This window comes from Belnapia mucosa (assembly GCF_016775475.1).
GTDB classification, from domain to species: Bacteria; Pseudomonadota; Alphaproteobacteria; order Acetobacterales; family Acetobacteraceae; genus Belnapia; species Belnapia mucosa.
The window spans coordinates 22,456-48,230 of the sequence record NZ_JAEUXJ010000021.1 but is presented as its reverse complement, the minus strand read 5'-3'; the positions used below and the strand labels follow the sequence as shown (position 1 = coordinate 48,230).

At 64.5% G+C, this 25,775-nt stretch carries 22 protein-coding genes and 2 pseudogenes; 15 read left to right on the top strand and 9 right to left on the bottom strand.

The window, feature by feature from the left end; all coding sequences use genetic code 11:
* Nucleotides 1-531: 531 nt before the first annotated feature.
* Nucleotides 532-1,281: pseudogene (locus JMJ55_RS26565) on the bottom strand (KilA-N domain-containing protein); the annotation flags it as partial.
* Between the two features lie 327 nt (nucleotides 1,282-1,608).
* On the opposite strand from JMJ55_RS26565, the gene JMJ55_RS26560 reads away from it, so the two are divergent.
* From JMJ55_RS26560 to JMJ55_RS26550, 3 genes are all read left to right on the top strand, one after another.
* Nucleotides 1,609-2,232: a hypothetical protein gene (locus JMJ55_RS26560; RefSeq protein WP_202828636.1), complete on the top strand. Its 624-nt coding sequence runs from the start codon at nucleotides 1,609-1,611 to the stop codon at nucleotides 2,230-2,232.
* A complete protein-coding gene (locus JMJ55_RS26555) occupies nucleotides 2,229-2,447 on the top strand; it encodes a hypothetical protein (RefSeq protein WP_202828635.1) in 219 nt (72 codons plus the stop codon). The genes JMJ55_RS26560 and JMJ55_RS26555 overlap by 4 nt, the downstream gene beginning before the upstream one ends.
* Nucleotides 2,448-3,266: 819 nt before the next feature.
* Nucleotides 3,267-4,124 (top strand): KilA-N domain-containing protein, encoded by an 858-nt coding sequence (locus tag JMJ55_RS26550; RefSeq protein ID WP_202828634.1) that lies wholly within the window; start codon nucleotides 3,267-3,269, stop codon nucleotides 4,122-4,124.
* Between the two features lie 883 nt (nucleotides 4,125-5,007).
* On the opposite strand, the gene JMJ55_RS26545 is transcribed toward JMJ55_RS26550, so the two are convergent.
* Nucleotides 5,008-5,433, bottom strand: coding sequence for a GNAT family N-acetyltransferase (locus tag JMJ55_RS26545; protein ID WP_202828633.1), 426 nt, complete (start codon nucleotides 5,431-5,433; stop codon nucleotides 5,008-5,010).
* Nucleotides 5,434-6,105: 672 nt separating this feature from the next.
* Between JMJ55_RS26545 and JMJ55_RS26540 the strand changes: the two genes are divergently transcribed.
* The 5 genes and pseudogenes from JMJ55_RS26540 (at nucleotide 6,106) to JMJ55_RS26520 (ending at nucleotide 9,813) form a co-directional block, all read left to right on the top strand.
* Nucleotides 6,106-6,294 carry a hypothetical protein gene (locus JMJ55_RS26540; RefSeq protein ID WP_202828632.1) on the top strand — a complete coding sequence of 63 codons (189 nt, stop codon included), beginning with the start codon at nucleotides 6,106-6,108 and terminating at the stop codon, nucleotides 6,292-6,294.
* A 496-nt stretch (nucleotides 6,295-6,790) separates the two neighbouring features.
* Nucleotides 6,791-7,048 (top strand): hypothetical protein, encoded by a 258-nt coding sequence (locus tag JMJ55_RS26535; RefSeq protein ID WP_202828631.1) that lies wholly within the window; start codon nucleotides 6,791-6,793, stop codon nucleotides 7,046-7,048.
* A 318-nt stretch (nucleotides 7,049-7,366) separates the two neighbouring features.
* Entirely contained in the window at nucleotides 7,367-8,386 is a 1,020-nt protein-coding gene (locus tag JMJ55_RS26530) for a Bug family tripartite tricarboxylate transporter substrate binding protein (protein ID WP_202828630.1), read from the top strand.
* Nucleotides 8,387-8,636: 250 nt separating this feature from the next.
* Nucleotides 8,637-9,331: pseudogene (locus JMJ55_RS26525) on the top strand (IS6 family transposase).
* A 284-nt stretch (nucleotides 9,332-9,615) separates the two neighbouring features.
* Nucleotides 9,616-9,813: a hypothetical protein gene (locus JMJ55_RS26520; protein WP_202828629.1), complete on the top strand. Its 198-nt coding sequence runs from the start codon at nucleotides 9,616-9,618 to the stop codon at nucleotides 9,811-9,813.
* 167 nt (nucleotides 9,814-9,980) lie between these two features.
* Here JMJ55_RS26520 and JMJ55_RS26515 read toward each other — a convergent pair whose 3' ends face one another.
* Entirely contained in the window at nucleotides 9,981-11,135 is a 1,155-nt protein-coding gene (locus JMJ55_RS26515; RefSeq protein ID WP_202828628.1) for a citrate/2-methylcitrate synthase, read from the bottom strand.
* Nucleotides 11,136-11,365: 230 nt separating this feature from the next.
* Between JMJ55_RS26515 and JMJ55_RS26510 the strand changes: the two genes are divergently transcribed.
* Both JMJ55_RS26510 and JMJ55_RS26505 read left to right on the top strand, forming a co-directional pair.
* Nucleotides 11,366-12,577, top strand: coding sequence for a CoA transferase (locus tag JMJ55_RS26510; protein WP_236034087.1), 1,212 nt, complete (start codon nucleotides 11,366-11,368; stop codon nucleotides 12,575-12,577).
* 285 nt (nucleotides 12,578-12,862) lie between these two features.
* Entirely contained in the window at nucleotides 12,863-13,792 is a 930-nt protein-coding gene (locus JMJ55_RS26505; protein WP_202828640.1) for an IS5 family transposase, read from the top strand.
* Between the two features lie 124 nt (nucleotides 13,793-13,916).
* Here JMJ55_RS26505 and JMJ55_RS26500 read toward each other — a convergent pair whose 3' ends face one another.
* Nucleotides 13,917-14,165: a hypothetical protein gene (locus JMJ55_RS26500; RefSeq protein WP_202828626.1), complete on the bottom strand. Its 249-nt coding sequence runs from the start codon at nucleotides 14,163-14,165 to the stop codon at nucleotides 13,917-13,919.
* A 255-nt stretch (nucleotides 14,166-14,420) separates the two neighbouring features.
* Here JMJ55_RS26500 and JMJ55_RS26495 point away from each other — a divergent pair, with 255 nt between their 5' ends.
* Nucleotides 14,421-15,140 (top strand): response regulator transcription factor, encoded by a 720-nt coding sequence (locus JMJ55_RS26495; protein WP_202828625.1) that lies wholly within the window; start codon nucleotides 14,421-14,423, stop codon nucleotides 15,138-15,140.
* Here JMJ55_RS26495 and JMJ55_RS26490 read toward each other — a convergent pair.
* On the bottom strand, nucleotides 15,098-15,517 hold the full coding sequence (locus tag JMJ55_RS26490) for a response regulator (protein WP_202828624.1): 420 nt from the start codon (nucleotides 15,515-15,517) through the stop codon (nucleotides 15,098-15,100). The two genes, JMJ55_RS26495 and JMJ55_RS26490, sit on opposite strands and share 43 nt — an antisense overlap.
* Nucleotides 15,518-17,047: 1,530 nt before the next feature.
* On the opposite strand from JMJ55_RS26490, the gene JMJ55_RS26485 reads away from it, so the two are divergent.
* Nucleotides 17,048-18,604, top strand: a complete 1,557-nt coding sequence (locus tag JMJ55_RS26485; protein WP_202828623.1) for a carbohydrate-binding domain-containing protein — start codon at nucleotides 17,048-17,050, stop codon at nucleotides 18,602-18,604.
* Between the two features lie 167 nt (nucleotides 18,605-18,771).
* Nucleotides 18,772-19,104: a hypothetical protein gene (locus JMJ55_RS26480; protein WP_202828622.1), complete on the top strand. Its 333-nt coding sequence runs from the start codon at nucleotides 18,772-18,774 to the stop codon at nucleotides 19,102-19,104.
* A 2-nt stretch (nucleotides 19,105-19,106) separates the two neighbouring features.
* Here JMJ55_RS26480 and JMJ55_RS26475 read toward each other — a convergent pair whose 3' ends face one another.
* A complete protein-coding gene (locus JMJ55_RS26475) occupies nucleotides 19,107-19,952 on the bottom strand; it encodes an alpha/beta fold hydrolase (RefSeq protein ID WP_202828621.1) in 846 nt (281 codons plus the stop codon).
* A gap of 94 nt (nucleotides 19,953-20,046) precedes the next feature.
* Nucleotides 20,047-21,351, bottom strand: a complete 1,305-nt coding sequence (locus JMJ55_RS26470; RefSeq protein ID WP_202828620.1) for a class I SAM-dependent methyltransferase — start codon at nucleotides 21,349-21,351, stop codon at nucleotides 20,047-20,049.
* A gap of 386 nt (nucleotides 21,352-21,737) precedes the next feature.
* Between JMJ55_RS26470 and JMJ55_RS26465 the strand changes: the two genes are divergently transcribed.
* Nucleotides 21,738-22,385 carry a hypothetical protein gene (locus tag JMJ55_RS26465; RefSeq protein WP_202828619.1) on the top strand — a complete coding sequence of 216 codons (648 nt, stop codon included), beginning with the start codon at nucleotides 21,738-21,740 and terminating at the stop codon, nucleotides 22,383-22,385.
* A 529-nt stretch (nucleotides 22,386-22,914) separates the two neighbouring features.
* On the opposite strand, the gene JMJ55_RS26460 is transcribed toward JMJ55_RS26465, so the two are convergent.
* The gene (locus tag JMJ55_RS26460; protein ID WP_202828618.1) at nucleotides 22,915-23,163 is read right to left on the bottom strand and encodes a helix-turn-helix domain-containing protein; all 249 of its coding nucleotides are present in this window, start codon (nucleotides 23,161-23,163) and stop codon (nucleotides 22,915-22,917) included.
* A 109-nt stretch (nucleotides 23,164-23,272) separates the two neighbouring features.
* On the opposite strand from JMJ55_RS26460, the gene JMJ55_RS26455 reads away from it, so the two are divergent.
* Nucleotides 23,273-24,250 (top strand): IS1595 family transposase, encoded by a 978-nt coding sequence (locus tag JMJ55_RS26455; RefSeq protein WP_202828639.1) that lies wholly within the window; start codon nucleotides 23,273-23,275, stop codon nucleotides 24,248-24,250.
* Between the two features lie 227 nt (nucleotides 24,251-24,477).
* Here JMJ55_RS26455 and JMJ55_RS26450 read toward each other — a convergent pair whose 3' ends face one another.
* Nucleotides 24,478-25,764: a hypothetical protein gene (locus tag JMJ55_RS26450; RefSeq protein WP_202828617.1), complete on the bottom strand. Its 1,287-nt coding sequence runs from the start codon at nucleotides 25,762-25,764 to the stop codon at nucleotides 24,478-24,480.
* Nucleotides 25,765-25,775 lie beyond the last annotated feature (11 nt).

Here is a 25,775-nt window from a genome sequence, read left to right as displayed (position 1 = left end):
GGTCTGAACTTTGGGGGTCTGAACTTTGGGGGTCTGAACTTTGGGGGTCTGAACTTTGGGGGTCTGAACTTTGGGGGTCTGAACTTTGGGGGGTCCGAACCCCCGAAAAGAGGGGGGTTCGGACCCCCTTAAAAGGTTCGAACCGCCCTCTCTTTGGGGGAATTCGAACCAGCTTGCAGCCGGGACATCAGCCAAGACCGCCGTTCTCCCCATAGCCACCGCCACCCGAACCTCGAAGTTCGGACCAGAAGTTCGGGTGCCTGGACTCACGCGCACGCACGCGCGTGCGAAGGGCGCCGCTGCCTTGAATGCCCCGCTTGTGGGGACGGACGATGACCCTGAGAACCAGCCCAGGCGGCGGAGCGGTCATCTGGCCCACCGGCTCAATCACGCTCCCCGCCACCCTGGGTCCGGTGGCAGCCGGCCGGTGCCGGCGGATCGTGTGGACGAGCCAGAAACGCAAAAAGCCCCATGACCTCGTTCTGAGGTCATGGGGCTCATTGGGCCCTCCGCAAGGTAGGGTGAGTGTGGCTACTCGGCCTGGCCGCCAGGCTTGGCCCGCCGCCGGTGTTCGAGCACGGCGCCCTGGAAGGCGCGGAACTCGGGCATCCGCATGAAGCGGACGAGGTAGCCACCACGGGTCAGCTCAGCGTGGCAGGGGGCGCAGATCAACCAGCCATGCTCGGGCCGGTTGAGCCCGCGATGGAAGAAGTGGTCGAACTCGGCGCCAGCCAGCGGCTGGCCCGCCGCGTCGAGGACAGGGGTCTGGTGGCAGCAGGGGCACAGGCCCTCGAAGGGCTCGGTGGCCACGACCGCACGGATGATGACTTGGCTGCGGTCGGAGAAGTTCCGCCGCTTGCCGAGCAGGAGGTCCTGGGACGACAGCAGCAGGAACATCAGGTCCGCCGCATGCCGGTCGACGGTGTCGAGCCGGCGGTGCAGGGCGCGGAACTGCTGCAGGAGGTGCTCCAGCAGCGGGTCCTCGCCCGCCTCCGGGCCGTCGAGGTGCTCCATGGCGGCGCGGACCACGACGTTGCACCAGAGGTGGAACTGCGGCGAGAGATACCGGGCATAGGACAGCGCGAGCTGCCAGTGTGCCCAGGTCCCGCCGAACCGTCCCCGCCAGGTGGCGACTAGGCCGTCGCTGTCGCAGACCAAAATACCGTCCTGGCCGGCATTTTCGGCCTCGGCGCCATCGACCCCGGTCGCATGGGCGTCGGCATAGGCGCGAAACCGTCCTGTCTCGTCGAGCGCCAGCCAGTCGCTGGGGCGCCTGTTCTCCGGGGCACAGGCCGCCTTCTGTCAATGCTGAGGTGGGTCGCCGATAGGCCGACAGGATCGAACGCAAGCGGAACGAGTATGTTTCTCCGCAGCCCTAACAGAATGAGTCGTGTCGAGAAGCGGGTAAGCCGTCCACCCTCTCATGGCGATCCGGCCATCGGTTCGCAGCCATGGCCCCAGCCAGGAGCCCCCATGAGCGACGATCCAGGTACCCCATACGACCCGAGCTTGCGTGTGTTCGCCAGCATGCACCCCGGCGATGACGGCGCCAGACGAGGCCGCATGTTGAAGGCAGACGTCACCACACGGCGGTTGCGAGCCCGCCAGATGAGCGAGCGGGGAGATCGTCATGGCGCCGAGCGTGAGCGCTATGATGCCGCCTACCTCGAGCGCCAGGCCGACCGCCTCAGCGATCCGCTCCTGGCGGTTGGCAGCCCGCTCAGTCCAGGCATTGGCGGCGAGGTGGTCTCGGCCGATCCCGAGACGCCTTCGCTCTACCAGAACGAGGTGCGGCAACCGCCTGATCTCCTGGCCGCCGAAGCCACCGAGCACCGCCTGGCCCTCACGGGCAAGGTGTCTGGCCCTGCGCTGACCCTCGCCCTGGAGATGACCGAGAGCATCGGGGCGGAGAATGCGGTGGAGCGCAACCTGGCACACCAGATCGCGGTGATGCATGAGCTCGGATTGACCTTGGCTGCCCGGGCGAGCGGCTTCGCAGTAGACGTTAAAACCTGGGCCCCCGAACAGCGGCAGCAGGTCCAGAGCATCGAGGCCGCCCGGATGGCGCGGGCTGCGGCACGGGCCCTGGAGGCGTCTCAGCGCGGCATGCTGACCCTCGAGAGGCTGCGGAACGGCGGCCAGCAAGTGGTGACGGTCCAGTATGTGAACGTCCAGGAGGGTGGGGCGGCTGTGGTCGCGGGGCGCATGGACCGGGGGGAGGGTCGAAAGTGAGCGACCCTCTCGCGCCCCCGGCCAAGCCCCGACCCGGCGCACGGACGCCCGAAGGGCTGGAGCGGTGCCGCCGGGCTACCTGGAAGCATGGCGGCCGGAGTGCCGAGGTCATTGCCGGCCAGCGGCTCCGGGGCGAAGCCAGCCGTGCCGCCGCCAAGCTGCGCAGCCTGATCCAACAGGCCGAGGCGCTGCTGGACACCTCGGTCGGTCGCTGATGCTGGGCTCGCCCAGCCGCGCGAGGCCTGGACCCTTTGGCGTATCCGCACCCCGTTCTCGCGTGGGAGGGGGCGGGATGACCGGACACCCGATCAGCGATCGGATGCTGCAATTCAAAAATGCTGAGCTGCCACACTGTTCTGTCATTGAAATCAAATATTTGAATCACCATGTCCATCACAGGAGAGGCGCGCCTCATCGAGCCTCGTCGCTCTCCCTCTGCACCGCGGCTCGGTCTTGCCCTGAGGGGTAGGCCCAGGCTGGCTGTGGATCGGCCGTCCTAAGCCAGCAGCGATGCCGCCCTTGTGCCGTCCTGCCGCGGCCTTGGGGCCCAGGGAGGGCCGCCGACCTCTCGTCATCCTTCGTCATCCGCCCAGTCGGGCGAAGCCCCGCAGCGCCTTACCTGGCGCTGCGGGGCTCCGGCACCGCGCATCCGGCAGTGAGCCGGCTGCTTCTGCAAACCCTTTCCCTGCCAGCGGTGGCACGGGACTGGCGATGACGCGTGCCTACCCGGCGCCGCCCAGGATCGCTCCAAGGCGAATGCGTTGGCCTGCCGCGCCGGCACGACGGCGGGCCAGCACGTCCGCAGGCTGGCCGTGCGAGCCCGGGCCCAGACAGGCCCGGACGGCAGCGTCCGGACGCTGCCCCCAGCAGCGTCGGGGTGGCGGTCCACGCACTGCTATCCAGCCCGCCTGGCCCAGCCGTTGCCTCTTGGCCGGCCGGGCCCAATGCTTGGCCCCTCCCTCCAGCCCGTCTCGGCAGCTCCGAGCCGACCGTTGCGGCCCTTGAGCAAGGCCGAAACCTCGCTGGAGATCACCATGACCCCAACCAGCATCCTCAGCTACCAGGGCAGGCCCATCCGCCTCCGCGGCACCATGCTGAACCTGACCGACATGTGGCGGGCAGCAGGCAGCCCGGAGTACCGGCGCCCGATCCACTGGCTGGTGCTCGATGAGACCACGCGCTTTCGCACCCATGCCCAGGCGCACTGGACCGACCCCGAGGGGGAGGCCCGCCAAAATATCATCCAGGATGATATTATCCGTCTCGACCCTGACGGCTTCGTTGCCACCACCCGCGGCCGCCACGGCGGCACCTGGGCGCACTGGCAACTGGCCCTGTCCTATGCCCGCTACCTCTCGCCCGAGTTCCACCTCTGGTGCAACGCCGTCGTCCGTGCCGCCCTCGCGTGGCACGACGACCGGCCCGCAGCGGACCTCGATCCGCTGCGGCGGCACCTGGCCCAGCAGTTCCGCGACCTGCACGCCAGGCTCGACACGCTCGAGCGGCATGCGGCGGACCTGATGTTCCTGCAGCTATCGGCGCAGGAGCTGGTGCTGGGGAACCGGCTGGAGTTCACCGGGCTGGGGCGGAGCATCATCGTCAAGGCGGTGGCGGCCGAGCCCTTCGGCGGCCGGTGCCCCTGCTGCCTGCGCGAGCGCGTCCTCACCGAGGCCGGCCGGGTTATACCGGGTGCCGAGTTCGACCACTTCTTCCATCGGAGCCTGAACAAGCCCGAGCATGGGTGGTTGATCTGCGCCCCCTGCCACGACGAGCTGACCCATGGCGGCTACCTAGTCCGCTTCATGCGGGTGCCCGAGTTCCGCGCCTTCCAGGGCGCTGTGTTCGAGCACCGCCGCCGGGAGCGGACCGCCGCCGACGAACCGACGACCTAGCCGCCAGCCGCTGCTCCACAGCGGCAAAACTGCAAAAGCCCCATGGCCTCAGACCGAGGCCATGGGGCTTTTCGCGTTTCCGATCCCGGACGGCTTGGATGATTTGGCTGCAGATTGCTTCAAGCGTGACGTCCTCGTCGATATAGATGCCCACAAAACAAATTTGAAAATCAGGAACTTGGGCTGCACGCAGCGGGCCGCCTGCCTCCACGGCGAAGTCGCTCGTCACGCGTTCGGGCCTCACCATTCGGCACAAGGTGAGGCCATCGCAATCAACGCGTCACGGCTGCGACGGCCGCCAACGGCGCATCCACCTCGCAGCGCAAGCCCGAAGGCTCGAAAAACAAGCGCACGCCGGCGCGTAGCCCGTGCGTCAAGCCGCGCTCAATCAGACGCGAACCAAAGCCACGGCGAGCTGGCCGGGGCACTGGCGGTCCATTTTCCTTAACCCAACGGACCTGCAAGCGCTCAGATTCAGGGTTCAAGTTGACCGACCAATGGAGCTGAACGCGTCCATCAGGCCTGGACAAGGCACCATGCCGCAGCGCGTTCGTCGTCAACTCATGCAAGGCCATACCAAAGGCCACTGCGGCACCGGGCCCAAGCCGCACCTTGGGAGGGCGACGAGAACTTCGAAGTCGTTGAAATCAGCGGCAGGAAGGCCGCCCCAAATGTCGGCAATGGCGTTCTGACGGATCAGGTGTGGGGGCACGTATAACCGAGCAGCCCTTGGCGGGCCGACCCATAGGAAGCTCCCTTGGCGGCAGTTCGACAGCGGTCGAGCATCCAGGACCTCGTCCCCTCCCGCAGTGGCTTGCTTGGCGGGTTTCTCGCTCCGGGAGGATGGCGCCGCTGTAGTTCGCCAGTATCCAGCGGAGCCAAGCTAACCAGGGGCACCGCGCTTTGTCGGCGTACGCACCAGCTCCGCGCTACCGGTGTTGTCCTCGGCTGGGCACATGACCTCAAAGCCGAACTGCGCATAATAGCCAAGCAACCGTTCACGGCCGGCCAATACGATGAGGCGCACTGGCCGACCTGTGCGGTCGGCGTAGCCGCAAACTGCGCGCAGCACAGCGGCACCTGCCCCTCGCGGCGCGAGCGGACGGCGCCAGAGCCATTCAAGGTTAATGCCGGTCGGACCGTCATGGACCGTCAACTGAACCCCCAGCCGCTCGGCATAGTCGCAAAGCGCGTCGGCCGCGGTCGCTGCATTCTCGACAGCAACGTCATCCCACCATCCGCCGAAGCCTGATGAGATCTGGCCCGGTTCCGAACTGCCATCTTTCATCCCGGCCATCAGGCGCATCATAGCTTTTCACTACCGCGGCGCGGGCGCGATCTCGGTGTGGCCGCACACAGCCGAATCATCATGGCTTGCCATCTCGGTGAGTGGTGTTCGGAGCTGCTGAGGCAGTCCGCCAAGGCTACGCCGGGCCGCATGGGCCTGAGTGGGAGACCTCAGACATTGCACGGCACGCGGCCGTATCACCCGGCAGCAGAGCGGCCAGCACCGTCGCCAAGAGCGGGCCGATGCAGGTGTCTCTCGCAGACACTGCCCGGTGGCGGCATCCCGAGCGCCGATGCCAGTTTCGTCGCGGGTGATCCACAGATGCCGCCCAGCGAGGGTAAGGATGGCGACTTCCCGGCGATCTCGCCCGATGAGGATGTCGGCCTGCGCACCCGGAACCGTCGCCACAAAGCGCTGCAAGCAATCGCGTTCGACGTCCCGGAGCCTTCGCGGGTAGGGGAAGGAGAGGACGGCGCCGCGGCGCATAGTGCACTTCCTAAACTGCCATACTCAACCATAAGTTATATTAAGAAGCATATTCAAATCCCGGCATGATCACCCGCCGCAGTGATGCAGGAAAACCACACTGTGCAGCGCTGCCACCTCTAGCGGTCACGCGAAGGTAGATTGAGATCTTCTATCTATGGTAGAAGAAAAGCCAGCAAACCTCCGTTTTCGTGGGTAAGTAGCACTATGCAGGTCGCACCGATCGTCACCGAAGCCGATTACACCCAGGCTTTGATGGAGATCCGGCGCCTGGTTGCCGCTGAACCGGACTGTAGGACCCCGGAGGGGGAGTGGGTGGAGGCCCTAACCTCCGCTGCCGAGGTGTTCGAGGCAGGTCACCACCGGCTCGACCTCGCCGATATCGCGGCTCGGTAAGCAGCCGTCGCTAGCACCTCAGCTACCAAGGAGCCCCAGCATGCAGGGCGGTGGAGTCTAGATGGTGCAGCCAGCGGGGTCAGCCCCCCTCATCCATACTGAACCTGCCGACCAAGGGCCTTGCGATCTGCTGGGTCTGGAAGGGGCTGGCGCCTATGAGGTTCAGCCACTCAACACGGGTGTTCCCAGCCTTGCGAGTGGCGGGCGCGATCTGTGGGCCGAGGTGATGTGCCATTGGCTCGACGCGAGGCTGTCGGCCTGATCATCCAACCCGAATACTAAGACCGTCAGTAGTCTTCAATTCAGGCCCATCAACCCCAGTCGGGGTAGGGGTGAGTGCATGCTTCCCTCTCATCGACGCAACACAGCCCTACGCTGCTATCTCCGATCGGGTGCGCGTTCTGGGAGGCGCGTAGCGTGGCGACCGGCCGGTGCCGCGCAGCCGCTGGCGATACACGAGCTGGCCACCAACGCGCTGAAATACGGTGGGCTCTCGGTGCCGGCCGGTCGCGTCGCGGTGTCCTGGTCGCTGCAGGGGGGACCATGGGGAAGGCTGCGGCTGCGCTGGGCTGAAGTCGGCGGGCCGCCCGTGGCCGGGCCGCCACCTCGACGCGGCTTCGGCACACGGGTGATGGACGGCACCGTGCGCGGCCAGCTCGGGGGAGAGATATCACTCGCCTGGGCGGCATCCGGCTTGGTTTGCGAGATGGAGGTGCCGCTCAAGCCAGGACGGGAGCTGACTGGTATCGCCTAAGCTTGGCTTTTCGGTAAACCGCTACCCGGAATAGGGCGACTTGGCGGCTGGCAGGACCATCCGGAGCCCCTACCGGACCGGGGTCCGCTAGGCCAAGTCGCGCTCGACTTGACGGTGTCCTCCCGGCCTTGGCGGTGCGCACGAGCATCTCCAGGCTGCGGACTCGGTCCATGACGGGCTCCCTCGGGACGCCCCTGCGCCGCAGGCTGGCGCAGCATTCGTGAGTTCCGCGCCTGGGTGAAGTGCCGAAGTGTTGTTTGCCCGGCGGCTGGCGTCACCGCCTACCGTCGACGCCGTCCGACGCAACCGGAGGCGCAGATGATACGGACCTTCCGCCGCCCCTTGCCTCGCCGTCACGTGCTCGGCTCGGTCGCGGCTGGCTTGGCGACGCTCGCCCCCGGCCCGGCCCTCCAGTGCGGAGCTGCCCAGGCGCAGCAGGCCTTCCCGTCGCGGCCGATCCGGGTCGTGGTGCCGGTGCCCCCGGGTGTCAGCACGAACGACCTCTCCGCCCGCGCGGTCGCCGAGCCCTTGCGCGAGGTGCTCGGCCAGCCCCTGGCGATCGAGAACCGCCCCGGCGCCTCCGGCATCCTTGCAGCCGAGGCGGTGGCCCGGGCGCCGGCCGACGGCCACACTCTTTTCTTCGGAGGCATCGGCGCGATCGTGGACGCATTCGTCCTCGCGGGGCGGCCGCCGCTCGACCCCTTCAGGGACTTTGCGCCGATCCACCGGCTGACACGGGACCATTGGGTAATCGCCGCGGCGCCGACGCTCGGCGCCAACACGCTGGCGGAGCTGGTGGCGCTGGCGCGGGCGCGGCCGGGTACGCTGACCTACGCCTCCTTCGGCGTTGGCACCGCCTTCCACCTGCACGCGGCACGCTTTTGCCACCGCGCCGGGATCGAGGCGCTACACGTGCCCTACCGCGACAGTTACGCCGCCGACCTAATGGCCGGGCGGGTGTCCTTCGTTGTGCAGCCGGCGGCGCCGCTTCAGGCGCACATCGCGGCCGACCGGCTGCGCGGCCTCGCCGTACTATCCGAGGCGCGGCTCGGCACCTTCCCCGACGTGCCGACCATCGGCGAGGCGGGCTATCCGGACCTGACCTTCAACGGTGGCGCGGTGTTCTACGCGCCGGGCGGCACGCCGGAGTGGGTGGTCGGGCGGCTTAACGCGGCGCTGAACGAGGTTGCCCGCGTCCCTGCGGTCCGCCAGCGCTTTGCGGAGATGGGGCTGGAGGCGCTGGAGAGCTCGCCGGAGGATGCTGCGCGCTACATCCGGTGGACCATGGGCGTGAACGCCGAGATGTTCGCCATCGCCCTCGGCAACGCCAGCCGGTAAGGGGCTCGCGCACGATATCGCAAGACGGAGCCCCGCCCCCGCCGCCGCTGTTGCGGAGGAGGCCCTGCGGGGGGCCACTACCTACCAGGTCTCGCGCACCCTGCACGTCGCCGTCCAGCTCGGCCTGCCAGATCTGCTCGGCGCCGCAGCGGCGCGGCATGCGGACGACCTCGCCCGCACGACCCGCATCGGGGCATCGCCCAGTTGTTGACCTCTGTCTGAAACGAGGCGGCTGGGCCAAGCTGGGCTGATGACGCCCGAGCCCGCCACCTACCCCGGAAATCGCTTACCTGTGGAGATCATCAGCCATGCAGTGTGGCTGTATCATGTGATCAGCTTGAGCCTGCGCGATGTCGAGCTGACCCTGGCCGAGCGAGGCATCAGCGTCACTCACGAGAGCAGCCGGAACTGGGCTCTGACATTCGGCGGCACCTTTGCCCGCAAGCCGAAGCGCCGCCGGCCGAAGCCAGGCGACACTTGGCACCTTGATGAGGTGTATCTCAGGATAAAGGGAAAGCTGCATTACCTCTGGCACGCGGTGGACCAGCATGGCGTCGTGCTCGACATCTTTGTGAAGGACCGGCGGAACGCGACCGCAGCCAAACGCTTCTTCAAACGCCTGCTTACCGGTCTCAAGTTCAAGCCCAGCCGCATCGTCACGAACGGCCTGCGCAGCTGCGGTGTCTTGCCCGAGGTTAAACACCGCACCAGCCGCTATCTGAACAACAAGGCGGAGAACTCCCATCGGCCGACGCGCCGGCGAGAGAGGCAGATGCAACGGTTCAAACACCCGAGCAAGCGCAGCGCTTCTTGTCATCCCAGGCCATGATCTACGGCCATTTCCGCCCGCGGCGGCACTTGATCAACGCCACACAATACCGCCACGCTCGCGACAAGGCTTTCCGGGTCTGGCGCGAGGAGACACGCGTCCAGTTGGCAGCGTAAACCTGCACGCCGCTATGCCGTGCGGCCCCGACGAATGGCTGGCGGAAAAGCACGTCGCCAGGCGGCGGCGAGGGTGGAAGAAGCTTTACCTCGCCACCGATACCGACAGCGGCCACATCGTCGCGTCGGTGCTGACTGGCAGGGATGCCGACAATGGTTCCTAGGTCGGTCTCCTGCTCAACCGGATCGATGGCCCGGCCGCCTCCGTCACCGGCGACGGTGCGTACGATGGGGACGACGTCTACGCTGAAGTCGCGGCCCGCCATCCGGAGGCGGCGGTCATCGTGCCGCCGCGCGCGAACGCGGTGCCGAGCGACACGGCGGAGGCCGCACCGACGCGGCGGGACCTTCATCTGCGATGCACCGCCGAGCACGGCCGGATGGGCTGGCAGAAGGTCTCCGGCTACAACTTCCGCGCTTTGGTGGAGGCCGACATCTCGAGGTTGAAACGCATCATCGGCGACGGGCTGCGAACGCGCTGAACCGTATGCTCGAGCTCGGGCGCTTGGAGTACGTCCGGATCGCATGATCCCCAACGCGGGTGGAACTCCGTGCGTCCATGCCGCCGACCCGTGCAACACGATGGCCAGATAATGCTTCGGACCAACCCTACCAATCGATCTCGGCCTTCCGCTCCCCGAAGTAGGTGTTAACTCTTCACCTGAGAGGTTGGGATTGCTCCGTCGTAACGGGCGCGCGGACGGATCAGCTCCTTGGAGCACGCTTGCTCCATGGCATGGGCGGCCCAGCCGATGCTCCTGCCCAGCAGAAAAATCGTGAAGGGCGCGCTCGTCGGCAGACCGGCCATGCGGACCAGCATGGTCAAGGCGAAGTCGATGTTGGGCAGTGTGCCGGTCGTATCCAGCACGCATTCCTGAAGTTCCCGCATCAGGGAGTCGACTGTCAGCTTTGAGGTCAAGGTGGCTGCGCGTATATCGCCGTTTGGGTAGAGCGGATGGCCGAAGCCAGGAAGGAATCCGTAGCGATCCAGCCAAGCCTGTACGGCAATCCTCGGCCCGACTGCAGCCACTTCGTCGAGCAACCGCAACATCGCCATAGCCGCACCGCCATGCTTCGGTCCCGACAAGGCGCTGAGACCTGCCAAGAGGCAGGCTGAGATCGGTGCGCCAGTCGAGGCGGCGACCCGGGTTGCGAAGGTTGACGCGTTGAGCTCGTGGTCGGCGATCAGAACCAGCGCCTGGCGTACCAGATCAGCCTCGTCCCGGCCGAGCGACCAGAGTTCGGCCAATCCGACATGGAGCAGCTTGGCGCCCGGACGCACTCTGCAAGCGGCGGCGAGGTGCGCAATGGCCACCTGTGCGTCGCGGCACAGGCACTCGCTGCTGCGACCGATCAAGGCTTCGCTCTTCGGCACGAGCGCAGCCAGTGCTAGGAAGCCAGTATCGGCGGCGCTTCTAGGGACGGCGAAGATCACGTCACTCTTGTTGTCCCAAAGTAACTGTGCGGCCGCTTCGGGCGTCGCATTATGTGAGAAATCGGCTGCGTCGAGACCGCGGTAGATCAGGCGCCCGCGCTGAACGGTGGAGATTGCGGTAACGATGGAGGGCTCGCCCCAGGACATCGAACTGGCTGCGATGGCTGAGGGCCTGCGGCTCCGGCCTCGTCGCCTGGCCAGCGTCGCCACATCCTCCATGCGATAAAGGCTGCGCCGGGCGTCGGTCTCGCGCCGTACTTCGATCAGGCCACGGCTGACATAGGCGTATAGCGTCTGCGGCTTGACGCCGAGCAAGCCGAGCGCTTCAGCGAGGCCGACCCACTCCTTCATATTGATAAGATGTATCAAGATTGACCAGCATGTCGATAGTCACGAGCATGAGCGACACTGCAAGGGTGTTGAAAATGCCTGAGACGCTTCAGACCCACTCCCCCTTCGCCACGGTTCTCACGGGAGCCCAGAGAGCCTTGGCGTTGACATCGGAAGCTCGGAGCCAATTGCTAGTCACGGGGGATGAGAGCCTACCGTCTCGCTTTCCTGTGACCGACCTGGCTGTGGCAGCAATCGGAGCCGCGGGGTTGGCGGTTTCCGAGCTGTTGGGTCTCGATGGCGGATCACAGCCCCGGATCACAGTCGATCGGCATCTAGCCTCAGCCTGGTTGCTGTCGTCACTGCGGCCGCTGGGTTGGAAACTGCCTGAACCCTGGGATCCGATTGCCGGGGACTATAAGACGGTTGATGGTTGGATCCGCCTCCATACCAACGCGCCACACCATCGTGCTGCCGCTTTAACAGTGCTTGGCTGTCCGGGTGAGCAGGCTGTAATCGCTGCCGCGGTCGCAAAGCGGGGCGCCAATGAGTTGGAATCCGCCATCCTGCGCGCCGGCGGCTGCGCCGCGGCCATGCGCTCGCTGGCGGATTGGCGGGATCATGAGCAAGGTCGGGCGGTGAGGGCCGAGTCTTTGATCGCTTTAGAGCACTTCAGCACCGACGCCTCGCGATGGCGCCCGCAACCGGTCCGACCACTCGCTGGGGTGAGGGTGCTCGACTTGACGCGCGTGCTGGCGGGGCCCGTCGCAACGCGCTTTTTAGCAGGCTTGGGTGCCGATGTACTGCGGATCGACCCCCCTGATTGGAACGAGCCAGCGGTAGTGCCCAGCGTCACGCTCGGCAAGCGCTGCGCGAGGCTCGACCTTCACAATGCCAACGACCGGTGCATTTTCGAGGCGCTGCTCGCCGAGGCGGACATATTGGTGCATGGCTATCGACCGGGCGCGCTGGAGCGGCTTGGCTATGGCGCGGCGCAGCGCCGTGCGCTGAACGCTGGACTGATCGATGTTTCCCTCTGCGCCTATGGTTGGACTGGGCCATGGGCAGGCCGGCGTGGCTTCGACAGTCTCGTCCAAATGTCCTCGGGCATTGCAGCGGCGGGTATGTGTTGGAGGCAGGCTGATCGACCGGTACCACTGCCAGTCCAGGCGCTCGATCATGCCACCGGCTATCTGATGGCGGCGGCAGCGGTCCATGGCCTGATCGCCCGCATCCGTAATGCCACCGCAGTTTCGGCCAAGCTTTCGCTCGCACGAACGGCCGCGGTGCTGTTGGACAGTGGCGGCATCCCCTCGGGGCCCGCCTTCAGCGAACCTCGTGATAACGATTATGCGCCTGATTTTGAGCACACGACCTGGGGACCTGCCCTGCGGCTGCGGTCTCCCATTCTGATTGGCGATATGCCTTTGCACTGGGACCACCCCGCGTCGGCACTCGGCTCGGTGAATGCGTCATGGTAAAGAGCGTCAGCCGGTGAGCTTGGTGCATGGATGGGCCTAAAGCGGGCGGCACACCGGCTGGGGCATTGTCACGTTGTCCAGCTCTGGCCGGAACGAAGTGATTGGGCCAAACTGGCGGGATGGCGTCCGAGCCCACCAACTACCCTGGCTACCGCTTCCCGGGAGTGTGGTGCACGGATGGGCCCGACTGGCACTGCCGGGGTAGGATAGGGCCAGGGCCATGCCCGATCTCATCGAGGGTCGCCCCGCTTTCCATTCAAAGCCAATGCCGACCGGCGGCACCACATTCCACACCAGCACCACAGGGTGACGAACTGGCCTGCCTACGAGGCTGGTCTGCGGGCACGCGGCAGCCTGACCGTGTGGTTCACGGCCGAGGCGATCAAGGCGTGGCGGGCTGAGCGGCGGACCACCCGGGGCGGGCAGCCGCGCTACTCCGCCCTGGCGATCACCACGGCGCTGAGCTTGCGGACGGTGTTCCACCTGGCGCTGCGCCAGACGGAGGGCCTTATGGCCTGCATCATCGGCCTGCTTGGCCCCGACCTCGCCGTACCCGACCACAGCACGATGAGCCGCCGAGCGGAGACGCTGGAGGTACCACGCCCGCGTCGTGGGCGTGAGCCCGTGCAACTGCTGGTGGACAGCACGGGATTGAAGCTCTGCGGCCGTGGCGAGTGGCTTGTGAGGAAGCACAGCACGAGGACACGGCGTGGGTGGCGCAAACTTCATCTCGCCACCGACGCCGATACCGGGTTCATCGTCGCATCGGCGCTGACCGACAAGGATATCGACGATGGCTCGCAGGTTGGCCCCTTGTTCGACCAAGCGGAGGGGCCGGTGGCGTTTTTCGCCGGTGACGGTGCGTACGACAGGGACGACGTTTACACCGGGGTCACTACGCGGCATCCGGGTGCCGACGTCATCATTCCGCCTCGCTCAAGCGCGGTGCCGAGTGACAAGGCTGAGACTGCGCCGACCCGGCGCGACCGACACCTGCAACTCATCGCCGAGCGCGGGCGCATGGGCTGGCAGAAAGCATCGGGGTACAACCATCGAGCTCTGGTAGAGTCCGACATCTCAAGATGGAAACGCGTCATCGGTGATGGCCTGCGTTCGCAAACCGACGGGCGCCAGAGCACTGAGGTGGCTGTCGCTGCCAACGTGCTGAACCGCATGCTTGAGCTTGGCCGCCCAGAGTACGTCCGCGTCGCATGACCGGAAACCCGGGTCGGGCTCACCGGGCCCAATCCGTCGACTGGTGCACCACGCTGAGTCCACGTGGCTATCGGTCGTGTCCCAGGTGCTGGTGCAGAGCGGTGGGCGGGGCTAGTCGGTTCGGTCAGCCCTGGCGCCCGGCGCCGTTCTGCACTGGCAGGACGTAGGCTGGCGGACAGGCGGTGACAGCCCCACCCGCGGCGAGGAAGGCATCAACCATCCGGCTGATCGTCGCGCTGTCGGGCACACCCGCGTCGCGGCAGCGCCGCTTATGGGCGATCATGGTGTGAAGCGAGCGCCGGCGGCTATCGGCGGCATCGGCTGTCGCCAGGGGCAGGCGGCGGGTCTTGCAGGAGGAGAGTTTGGTCTGCATGGCCATCCTCACGTTTGCGCGATGATGCATGGTATACACTTCACGTATCCGAGAGAAAAGACCCTTTCGCAATCCGTATGCGCAGCGGCGGACAACCTGGGCGAGTGGAGCGAGTTCGGCATCACCGGGTGTTTGGAGACCGCAGTAATTTTTAGACAAAAATCTCATGTCAGTGATTTGTAAGTTGTTATCTCAACCTATAGACGATTTATCGGGCCAAGATGTGGCCCTTTCCTCCTCTTCTTGGAGACCACGATGTCCGCCCTTCGCCAGATCCTCATCATCGAGGATGATGCCGCGCTGCGCGCCACCTTGGCGGAGCAGATCCTGCTCGGCGGCGAGTTCAGCGCCGATGAGGCGGAGAGCGCGGCCGAGGCGGAGGCCAAGCTCGCCAGCGCCGATGCGCGCTACGATGCCATCCTGCTCGATATCGGCCTGCCCGATGCCGATGGCCGCGACTTCTGCGCCAAGCTGCGGCGCGACGGGCGGCGCATGCCGGTGATCATGCTGACCGGCCAGGATGCCGAGCAGGACGTGGTCCGCGGCCTCAATGCCGGGGCCAATGACTACCTGGCCAAGCCTTACCGGCTGCCGGAACTGCTGGCCCGGGTTCGCGCCCAGCTCCGCGTCTTCGACAACTCCGAGGACGCCACCTTCCTCATCGGGCCTTACGTTTTCCGCCCCAGTGCCAAGCTGCTGCAGGAGACGGCGCGCAACCGCAAGATCCGGCTGACCGACAAGGAAAGCACGATTCTGAAGTTCCTCTACCGCGCCGGCGGCAAGCCGGTGCCGCGCCAGGTGCTGCTGAACGAAGTCTGGGGCTACAACAGCGCCGTCACCACCCACACCCTCGAGACCCATGTCTACCGCCTGCGCCAGAAGATCGAGGCGGATCCCGGACAGCCGCGCCTGCTGCTGACCGAGCAGGGTGGCTACAAGCTGGACGCCATGTTCTCCCCCGCCGACGGCCGGTAGTAGGGCCTTCCTGGGCGGCAGGGTCCGTTCAAGGCTGACACCGTAGCCGCCAGGGCCGTCGGATCGAAGGGTTTGTAGAAGACCCGCTCCCAGGAAGAGAAATTACGGCCGGCCAGGGTCTCCGGGCTGCCGGTCTCGTAGATGACCAGCAGCTTCGGCCGTCTCTGCCGCGCCTTGGCCGCCAAGGCCAGGCCGCTATCGCCTGTGCCCAGGTTGATGTCGGTGACCAGCACATCGACAGGTTGTGACGGGTCGTCGAGGATGGCCAAGGCGTCCTCAGCATTGCTCGCTTCGAGAAAATCGAGCCCAGCCGCGTCGAAGAAGTCGGCGAGGGTGAGACGCACCATGGTGTCATCTTCGACCAGCAGCACCGTCATTGTAGGTTTCCTCTATCCTGAGTTCCGACACCTCAGGATGAGAGCGTGCTCCCGCTTCAGCGATATGTAACATCGCGAGAACAGGAAGTTACGTCGAAGTTACCCGCATAGGTTGTAGAAAGCCATTAAAACAACCCGAAGTTGTGTCAACAGCTAGAGTTTCTGCTTTGAGGCTGATTCAGCAGGAAGCCGAGGACAGGCAGCCAAGCCAGGATCTACAGTTGTGCCAGCGGCGCTTCATCCAGTTGCTAAAAGAAACAGGATTTCAGATGCCACCGCTCTCAATCAGGCCCGTAAGGTTTGTGGCAGTGCTGATCCCAATGGTTGCTGCACTGAGCCCATCGACTGCGCAAACTGTTGCACCACCCTTGGCCGGTCTCCCGGCCGCTCCTGGTTCAGCGACACCACAGCAGGTACAGGCCATCGCCGTGTTCCGCCCGCATGTCGAACAAGTATGCCAAGCCCTCTACGTGCGTCCTGATGCTTCGGAAAACTGTGTTCAACGCGTTATCGACGCCACGCTGCCGCTGGCAATGGAGCCTGCGGCTATCCCATCACCCACGGCTACACTGCCCGCCGGGAGCAGAGGCAACACTGTGGCGCCTGACGGGCGTGAGTAGTGCGTAAGCGGTCAGGGTGGTTGCGTTGGAACAACCGAGTTCAGACAGGCCCACGCTGCGAGACGAGATCGGTCCCACCACGATAGGCTCCCCAAGGCTTCGAGAGGGTGCCATCCGGCACCAGCCTGCCCTGACCGCAATGGCCGGGGAGGAGCATTTCGAGTCAACAGGCTCCTTCCGGCTCTCGCCAAGGCTGATAATCGCTTTGGGTTAAGCGATACCTAGCAAACAGCACATCACCCGTGATGGGTTCCGGCATGAGTGTGGCGGGAGGGGACCATCCGGCCCCGGCAGTCCACAACTACCCTTGGCAGGCGTTCCAGTCGCGCGTCAGCGATGCACGGGCCGTAGGCTACCCGGTTCCAGCTGGCACCGAGTGCGAACAGCAATGCGATGGCGCAGCGCCGGACAGGACCTCGCGTCTTGCGCTCGCGGTATGCGACGTTCAGTGCCCCAAACAGCTGCAACGCGGCAGCTGTGACGCTCCAGAGCGCGGCGGTGGTGAGGGCGCCAGCCAAACCGACGCGCCCCCTGCCCACGGCCCCATTGCCCCCAAGGCGTCCTGCGCCACCTCCGCCGCTCCGGCGGGCAGCATGTCGCCAGCGGCTGGAAGGATTCTGCCGTCGCGGCGGGGTCGACGAACAGGCCGCAAAGCGGTTGAGGTGCTGCGGCAGGTGCAGGGCCATAAGATGATCGAGACCACGATCGGCAACTACATCGCTTTCGAGGCTGCCGTCGTCAGGCACCCTCGGTGATCCGTTAACTCTCCGACCACACAACGTGACCGCGGACCTTGCGGTTTCCAATTGAACCTATGGTTGAGGTAACTGTATGTTTCACTCCAGGCATCACGAATATGTGATATCGCGAAATCTGGAGCGCCGTTCCCATGGCTTCATCAAGCGCGTCTTTGACGACCAGCCAGACCATCGACTGGAATGCGATCGGCTCGCTGGTGAATGCTTATCATGACGCTACCGGTCAATGGCTCGGCTACGACCAGATCGTGGCCCTGAACTGGACGCCGACCTCGACCACCAGCCCCGGCCCGGTCACGGGCTCCGCGAACGCCACGACGATCGGCACCGGCACCGACCGCTTCGTCATCAAGCTGAGCGAGGACGCCTACAACGGCGATGCGCAATACACCGTCAGCGTGGATGGCAAGCAGATTGGCGGCACGCTGACCGCCCATGCCAGCCACGCCCTTGGCCAAAGCGACACGCTGACTCTGCTCGGCAACTGGGGTTCCGCCGCGCACAAGGTGACCGTCAGCTTCCTGAACGACTCGTACGGCGGCTCGGCGGCGACCGACCGCAACCTGCATGTCGATGCCGTTTCCTACAACGGCAAGGCGCAGGCGGGCGGCAAGTTCGACCTGCTGGCGAATGGCAGCCACGACGTCGCCATCGCCGCCACCGTGGTGTCCCACGCCCCATCCAGCACGACGGTCGGCACTGGCGCCGACAGCCTGGTTATCAAGCTGAGCGAGGATGCCTATAACGGCGACGCGCAATACACCGTCAGCGTTGATGGCAAGCAGGTCGGTGGCACGCTGACCGCCTCGGCGCTGCATTCCTCCGGCCAGAGTGACACGCTGACCCTGCACGGCAACTGGGGCGCCGGCGCCCATACCGTGACGGTCACCTTCCTGAACGACCTCTATGGCGGCAGCTCGGCGACCGACCGCAACCTGCATGTCGATGCCATCTCCTACAACGGCAAGGCGCAGGCGGGCGGCTCCTTCGACCTGCTGTCGAATGGTAGCCACGACTTCGCCATCGCCTCGACCGTCACGCCGCCCATCTCCTCGGGCGTCACGACCAGCGGCGAGAGCATCCTGCCCTCCGGCTACGATCTGGTCTGGCGCGAGACCTTCGACGGCGGCCTCGGCAAGTTCAGCCACAACTACGGCCATGTCTGGGCGCATGACGGCCAGGTCGACATTGGCTCCTGGGCTGGCGACGGCTTCGGCCAGTCGGGTGCGATGATCGCGCCGAGCGGCTCGAGCGCCGGCTTCGGCTACGGCCTCTTCTCCTGGACGGTGAAGGGCAACCAGGACAGCGCGCCGGGCGCCTTCATGTGCCTCTGGCCGGCATCCGACCAGTGGCCCGGCCCGGAGCTGGACATGGCCGAGGTGGCGCCGGATGGCAGCGTCTACTCGACCATCCACTGGAAGGGCGCCGACGGGTCCGACCAGTTCCAGTCCTACAAGCTGGACGGCATCAAGTTCACCGACAAGCACACCTATGCCTTGGATTGGCAGGATGGCCGCCTGACCGGCTATGTCGACGGCGTGCAGAAGTGGACGACGACCGAGCATGTGCCGAAGGACTTCGCCCATGGCGGCGAGAACTCGGTGCCGGGCGTCGGCGAGCAGGCAGCCTGGGCCGCGGCCTACCAGAATGGCGACAACCTGGTCACCCTGTACGAGGCGACCTACTCGACCCATGCCGTGATCGCCTGATCGCGGCCAGGTGCCCGCCCCGGTTGGGGCGGGCACCTCAGACGGAGGTGTGTTCAGGCGCCGCATCCTAAGCGGCTACGCATAGCAGGATGCAACAATACTTATAGGGGGTTGCGCTTTCGCCGTGATCCGTGCGGCATTCTGCCCCACTTCAGCAGAAAAAGCCGATGACCCCGGATCCGACCAGACCACCTCTGCAGCAACGTGATCGGATCAGCGAGCTTCAGGGCGAGGTTCACGCATTGAAGGCCGTCCTTGCGGTCTTGATCTCCCACCTTGCCTTGCTGACGCGCGCACCGCTCGCCAAACGGGAGGAGATCCTGCACCATCTCAGCGCTATGTTGCCTGCTGCGCTGGCGCAGATTGAACGCGACGCGAACTCTGCCTCAGCAGCCGGCTTTGAGCAGGCGATCGAGATGGTGACGCACATGGCACGCAACGCCGTCCGCATCGAGCCGGTGCGGCCAATGCAGCCTAACTCACCGGATCCCGATCGCTAGCTCTACAACCGGATTTCCGGTTCGTCTGGGCTCGGCGGAGAAGGCTTACCAGGGCATTCCCGGATGATGCGTGCCACCTCCTCCGGGTGGGTGAGGGGCGACATGTGCCCGGCGCCCGGAATGGCCACGCACCGGCTCCCCGGCACCGTCGCGGCCAGCACCTCCGCCGTCCGACGGTCCGCCGGGGTCGTCTCGGCGCCCAGGACCACCGTGGTCGGCACGGCGATCCGGCAACAGTCGACCAGAGTCGTCGGGTTCGCCAGGTTGGCCCGCAACGTCTCCGCGCCAAGGGCCGTCTGGGCAACGAGGCGCGCCCTGGCCTTCTCGCCAAGCGCAGCCCACGCGCCCGGCCCGTTCCGGTAGTCCATAAAGCGCGCCCAGGCGGCGGCGGCGTTCTCAGCTTCCGCGTGCCGCAGGAAGTCCCGCGCCACCGCCTCGTACTCCGCGAAGAGCGGGTCGCCCGCCTCGCCGAGCAGCGACATCAGCAGCGGCTCGATCAGCACGAGGGAGCGCACCAGCCCTGGCCGCCTCAGGGCGAGCCGGACCGCGCCCGCGCCGCCGTAGGAGTGCCCGACCACGTCCACCGGATCGGGACCGGCAGGGCCTCGCTCGATCAGGGCAGCGAGCAGGTCGGCCTGGAGGTCATGGGTGATTGCCACCCCAGCCGGCGCGCCGGTCCGGCCATGGCCAAGAAGGTCGGGGGCAACGCACCGCCGACCATCCAGGAAGGCCGCGACGCGTTGCCACTGCGCGCCGGAGCCGACGCCGCTGTGCGCCATCAGCAGCGCACCCCCGGCGCCCCAAACTTCGCAGTGAACCGACATGCCGGCAAAGTCGAAGACGTCCATGGCGTCGTTCTCCTTCCGGGTTCCGCCCTACAAGCGTGCAATGGGCATACAGGGCGTTGACGATGAAACAGGCAATCCGCCAACGCATCGTGCCTCAAGGCTTACGACCAACCACGCAATGGTGTGGCGAGGTCATGAACAGCACGCCCGCGTCCAGCGCTGCCTGCCGCGCCGCCTGCCACACCGGTTTCTCCTCGGCGTTTAGTTGCGCAAGCACGCGCCCCTCTCCGAACCGGAAGAATGGGCCTTCGATCCGGTCGAAGGAGGCCAGCATAGGGAAGCAGGTCAGCCGCTCGAAGCCGGCGGCGGCCATGCGGGCGTAAACGCTGCGGTCGGCCACGCCCCGTGGGCTCACCATGGGGGGCTTGTTCTCGACTTTATAACGGAGCGCCTCGGGCAGCTCCACATTCCAAGAATGCGGCAACTCGGCAGCCCGCACGACTACGCCGGCGCGCCCGCCCGGCCGCACCACGCGCCGGAGTTCCCGCAGCGCGAGCTCGGCATCGCACTCTTCCAGCACCGTGACGCTGTAGGCGTGGTCGAAGCTGGCATCCGTGAATGGCAGGCGCTCCGCGTTGCCCTCCCGGAAGGCGATCCGATCCGCCAAACCGTCCTCCTCAGCCAAAACTGCTGCCTCTCGCAGCAGGAATGGGTTGAGATCCACGCCCGTGAGGGAGATGGCACTGCCGAGATACCGCGACGCCATGCGGAGCAGCGCCCCAGAACCGCAACCAACCTCCAGGATCGTCTCGCCAGGAACAGGGGTTATAATCTCGAGCATCGTTCTCACCATGCCGGCGTAGCTCGGGCTCATGGCTCGGTCCTCGAGCAGTGCGACCCCGCTCAGGTAACGCCCACCCAACACAACAACCGAATAGCGCTGCGCCAAGTCCGGAAGGACAGCGTCCCACTGCGACGGGGCGAGCAGGAGCGGCAGCAGCACGAGGGCAGGGCCGGCGCCATAGACACGGTAGGTGATGCCGGCGTGGCTGCCGCGGTCGGAGGCGGTAGTTGGCACCGAGGCCTCGCCGGGCAGATCACGCAGCGCCGCGACGATCTCCCCTGCCCGGTGGGACACGCTATCAGCCCAAATCTGCTCGCCGTAGCCGGCTAGTGTGACCCGACGACATCCCGGAAGCTGCGGCGCAGCGGCCTCGGCGACTTGCCCCGAAAGGCCCGCATCACCCGCGACCAGCGTCACCCGTGAGGCCAGGGAGGCGAAAGAAACAGGGTCGATGCCCGGCGCCTCGCATAGCAGTAGACTGGCGATCCTTTCTGGGTGCCGGCCCACAAAGCCGCTGAGATCGGCTGGAATCTGCGCCCCCACGTGCGCGGTCTTGAGACCGAGATGGTCCCAAAGGGAGGCGAGGCGGTCAGTGAGGGTTGTTTCCCCGGTCATTCTGTCCCCCCTGGAGCTTGGGACCGCTACGATAACACTCGAGCTCCCGCCCGCATCAAGGCCGGGGCAGCCGGTCGTCAAGGGGAACCAAAATCAGGCGGCGGCAATGCTCAAGGTTCTTACGGCCGGCCAATAGGTCGCCCAAGGTGGTTGCCCGCCACGCTGCATTGAGCTTCTACCCTGATGTCTGCCGTGAAACAGCGGGAAGCAAGCTCCGAATGTCCGGTATTAGGTAGCAAGCACACCAAGAGCGGCAAATCGCTCTTATATGAAACGATATCGGCGGCAAGCGCCCAAGCGGCCAAGTTATCCACAGTTTATCCACAGGGCACCAGCGGCTTCGAAATCGCAAGAGATGTGCGGCGCTTGCGTTTCAGGTTAGTGCCGTGGCAGTGTTCGGCATGGCTACCGCTTCGAGTCGCGTTGATGCTGCTGGTCTCGTGCCCCTTCTCGGGGTCCACGAGGCTTTAATTCGGCGCCGGGAGGACCGGCTTACCGAAATCGCAGCACTTCAAGAAAAGGCCGAAGCCGTGATCGCTCGGTGCAATGCTGAGCGGGAGAAGCTTCGTGTCGAGTTGGAGGCGCTGTTCGCCACGGTGAGCCTCATCCAGGCAGATTTACGGTCGCTTGATGAGGGCAGGCCGTTGTTTTCGGACCAGGCGGACGAAAACCTGATCGTTGATGACGGCGAGATTAGCCAGAAGCCGAAAGCCCGCCTTGGTGATCAGCACTATTTGATGCTGTGCGCCCTGCAAAACGCGGAAAGCGTTTCATTAGAGCAGGTCGTGAGAGCAACCCGGCTCAGTGCTCGGCGGGTAAAAGAACAAATGGTTGCTGACGTTGGCAACGGGGTCGTCAAGAACGACAACGGCCTACTCAGCATCACACCAAAAGGCATCGACCTCCTGACCCGCTTTCAACAACTCAAGCGGTCACAGGGCGTGCCTCTCCCTACTCTCGACAGCCTCGAAAATGAGGGTGATCGAGACGAAGCGGAGCCTGAAACCCAAGATGAAGAAGGAGAGGATGCATGAGAGCGATCCGTTCGGATCGCAGCAGTCCCCGCATGTGTGACTGAACCGGGGCTCGCGGCTGGAACCCGCGAGGCACCCCCGGTTCAGAACACGACTGTCGCCCACCCACTACAGTTTGCAGACAGCGTTCTCTCGCGAGAACGAGAGAAGGATGCCATGCATCCAAACCGTCTGCAAGCTGGATGCCCCCTCAATCTCTTCACAAGAGAGAGTCCAGTATGCGCGCGTATCCAATCTCCTCCCGGCTCCTTCGGCACGAACCCTATGCCGAAGCGAAGCTTCGCAGCGGAGTGTATGTGTTCGGCCCGAGGCGCCGGAAGCGGACTACGTTCCGTCAAGCCTGTCATGCTCTTTGGGCCGTAGGCACAATGGGATGGACGCAGGCTCAAGCTGCGGATGTGATCGGGCTACACCCCTCGACCGTGAATGCCATTCTTCACGGCAGGCTGTTCCCACCGGCTTATCCGATCCCGCTGCCGAGGTTCCGGCTCCGGACTTATGCCAACGACAACCAACCTGACTTCGGGTTCTAGTCAGGTTGCCGGCCAGCGTCTCTACATCCGACGCCGGCCGGCTTTCCTGCTTCATCGAAGAGCAGGCCGACCCCGCCATTTTCTAGCGCGCTTCGTAGTGCAGCGAGGTTGTTAGGGATCGGCGCGCGCCGCCCCTTCTCAAAATCCCGCACGGTGCTGAGCGAGACGCCGGCCCTCTTGGCCAACTCCTCTTGGGTCCAATCCAGCCAGCCGCGAGCGGCACGGCTCTGTTCGGGCGACAGCATGGGGTCACGCTAAAGGGATCAACGACAGAAAGCAAGGTCAACGGAAAGCGTGGACGCCACCGCTTAGCGTGGATATAACTTACCTCAACGGAAATCGTTGAGGCGCATCGTGGGCCAGCACTTCCTCCTCTCTGCCAAAGCACGGACCCTGAGCCTCAAGGGCATCTGGCAGATGAGCGACGACCAGGCGCATGCGGCTTTCGTGGCGATCCGGTTCGCTGACAATGGCGGTGAGGCTTTCTGCCCCCGCTGCGGATGCACGGCGGTTTACACCTACGCAGCCCGGCGCATCTGGAAGTGCAAGGCATGCGGTCACCAGTTCAGCGTCACCAGCGGAACCATCTTCGCCAGCCGCAAGTTGGCCATTCGGGACTACCTGGCCGCCATCGCCATTTTCGTGAACGCCGTGAAGGGCATCTCTGCCCTCCAACTCGGCCGTGACCTCGACGTGCAGTACAAGACTGCCTTCGTCCTGGCGCACAAGCTGCGGGAGGCGATCGCCTCCAAGCAACTCGGTGCACAGCTCTCCGGTGTGGTGGAAGTGGATGGCGCCTACTTCGGCGGCCACGTTAAGCAGGAAAACGAGAAGAAGGACCGCAAGGATCGGCGGCTGCTGGAGGAGCAGACCGGCAAGCGTCAGTCCGTGGTGATCGCCCGCGAGCGGGGCCAAGCCGGTCGGACGCAGCCCTTTGTGGTGGCCAAGGAAGCGGATGCCATCAACCTGATCCGCCAGACCGTGGCGCCCGGCTCAGTGGTCCACGCGGACGAGGCCGGCGGCTGGGACAAGCTGCACGCCTATTTCGACGTGAAGCGGATCAACCACTCGGTAGCCTACAGCCTAGACGGTGCGTGCACCAACCAAGCGGAGAGCTACTTCTCCCGTCTGCGTCGTGCCGAGTTGGGCCAGCATCACCACATCAGCGGGAAGTATCTCGCCGCATATGCCGTGGAAATGGCTTGGCGGGAGGACAATCGGCGGCGGGCGAACGGGACGCTGCATGAGATGGCGACTGCGGCGGCAGTGGCACACCCTGTTTCGCGGGTCTGGGCAGGATACTGGCAGCACGGGCGTGCGCGAGCAGTGTGAGACCGCCCGAAGAGATGATGGTTAGCGCCAGCAACTAGCAATGATGGCAGGATCGCAAAAAAAACGCCGCTCGATTGAGCGGCGCTTGTCCGGTAGCATCTTTAAACGACGGGGCGCATGACGTTCTCCCATGCAGTTCAGTAGATGAACCTTACCTAGCCGCGAAGCATGGCTAGCACGTTTCCAGCGCGCATCGCACCTGAAGGACGCGCTGGCGTCAAGAGCAATTACGCGAGATGGCGGTAGACCATCACCTCGCGAGCCGCCGCTGCTATAGGCGCAACCCATGGCTGTATCAACTGAAAATTACCCACAGTCGGTGTTATCACCGCTGACATACGCGCTTCTCGGCCGTGCGAAAGCGCGTTGCGGATAGCACGAAGGGCATCAGGGAAAGCCGGGGTGAAATGTATTTTAAAATCTGAACTCGTCCAATTTTTGGCGCAAGCCGCCTTTAGCGAAAAACCTCCATCGAAAACAACTGGCCTCGAAAAATAGTCAATCTGCCTCTCGATTTCTGCCCATACAATCGAAGGGTCAACCACACTTTGGATCAAATGGGAGAGCTTCTGTGGATCCCCCATTTTGCTGGCGGCTGTAAGTTCGAGAATTTCTTCTGTCAATTCGTCAGGCCTTGTGGCCGCGTGAGGTGCAGACAACAATTTTCGCACAGACCGCTTTATGTTCTCTTCGATAAAATAAAATGAAGAATATTCGAGTATCTGATAATTGTAAAGAAATCGACGAATGGGGTCTCCGCTGCGCGACGCAGTCCAGAAGTGAAGCAGGTTATCATCAAGTGGGCGTGCGGTTATGTGGGATGGGTAAGTTTTAAACGGATAACGCAGAACTGCCTCTCGGTTCAAGCTTTCGGCTTTGGGCGAATGAACCATTATGACGGGCGAAAGTTTGTCGTAATAAGCCATATAAAAATTCAAATGATTTACGACGTCAATAACCAAATCATCACTCCACACTATGCCGTCAATCCAAAATGAAATCGGGTCAAGATGCATACCGATTGAAGCCAAATCGGGCTGCTTCAATGTCACCATTTTGAATGACTGCAGATTTCGGTATGATGTAGCCGAGGGCTGAGCTTGAACGAAACGGCCTGCTATTTCCAGAAGCCTTTCGCTTGACTTTCCAAACGCGCACTTATAGAGAACATCATTGTGTTCAAAATCAAACGCCCGGCCTTTCAAGTCGTTTGACGCGCTGCCTAGCGGAAAGGCCGTAAAAATAATTTCGAGGCGATTTGTGTCACGATGCCAGATGGCGGTGAAACGCTCAGGTAGCGCCACGTAGTTTAGAGTGTCGATGATTTTTGTGTCGTCTTCGTCCAGCTTTAGATCGACTGAGGGGTCACCCCAGAGTGCCGTTATCAGATATTTGCCGTCATTCTCACCGTCAGGAACCAAACGGGAAGCTGGATTGGCATTGAAGAATGGAGCGAGTTGCTCCTCAAGTCTGGGCCTGACCGCTGGACGCATTTCTGTAGCATGCTCATTCAACTCAGTTAAGC

What these genes read in the sequence shown, in the direction of transcription:
- JMJ55_RS26460 (WP_202828618.1), bottom strand. Translation starts at nt 23,163, where the DNA reads ATGCTGTCGCCCGAACAGAGCCGTGCCGCTCGCGGCTGGCTGGATTGG.
- JMJ55_RS26560 (WP_202828636.1), top strand. Translation starts at nt 1,609, where the DNA reads ATGAGCGAGCGGGGAGATCGTCATGGCGCCGAGCGTGAGCGCTATGAT.
- JMJ55_RS26495 (WP_202828625.1), top strand. Translation starts at nt 14,421, where the DNA reads ATGTCCGCCCTTCGCCAGATCCTCATCATCGAGGATGATGCCGCGCTG.
- JMJ55_RS26500 (WP_202828626.1), bottom strand. Translation starts at nt 14,165, where the DNA reads ATGCAGACCAAACTCTCCTCCTGCAAGACCCGCCGCCTGCCCCTGGCG.
- JMJ55_RS26475 (WP_202828621.1), bottom strand. Translation starts at nt 19,952, where the DNA reads ATGGACGTCTTCGACTTTGCCGGCATGTCGGTTCACTGCGAAGTTTGG.
- JMJ55_RS26550 (WP_202828634.1), top strand. Translation starts at nt 3,267, where the DNA reads ATGACCCCAACCAGCATCCTCAGCTACCAGGGCAGGCCCATCCGCCTC.
- JMJ55_RS26530 (WP_202828630.1), top strand. Translation starts at nt 7,367, where the DNA reads ATGATACGGACCTTCCGCCGCCCCTTGCCTCGCCGTCACGTGCTCGGC.
- JMJ55_RS26480 (WP_202828622.1), top strand. Translation starts at nt 18,772, where the DNA reads ATGACCCCGGATCCGACCAGACCACCTCTGCAGCAACGTGATCGGATC.
- JMJ55_RS26490 (WP_202828624.1), bottom strand. Translation starts at nt 15,517, where the DNA reads ATGACGGTGCTGCTGGTCGAAGATGACACCATGGTGCGTCTCACCCTC.
- JMJ55_RS26545 (WP_202828633.1), bottom strand. Translation starts at nt 5,433, where the DNA reads ATGATGCGCCTGATGGCCGGGATGAAAGATGGCAGTTCGGAACCGGGC.
- JMJ55_RS26540 (WP_202828632.1), top strand. Translation starts at nt 6,106, where the DNA reads ATGCAGGTCGCACCGATCGTCACCGAAGCCGATTACACCCAGGCTTTG.
- JMJ55_RS26470 (WP_202828620.1), bottom strand. Translation starts at nt 21,351, where the DNA reads ATGACCGGGGAAACAACCCTCACTGACCGCCTCGCCTCCCTTTGGGAC.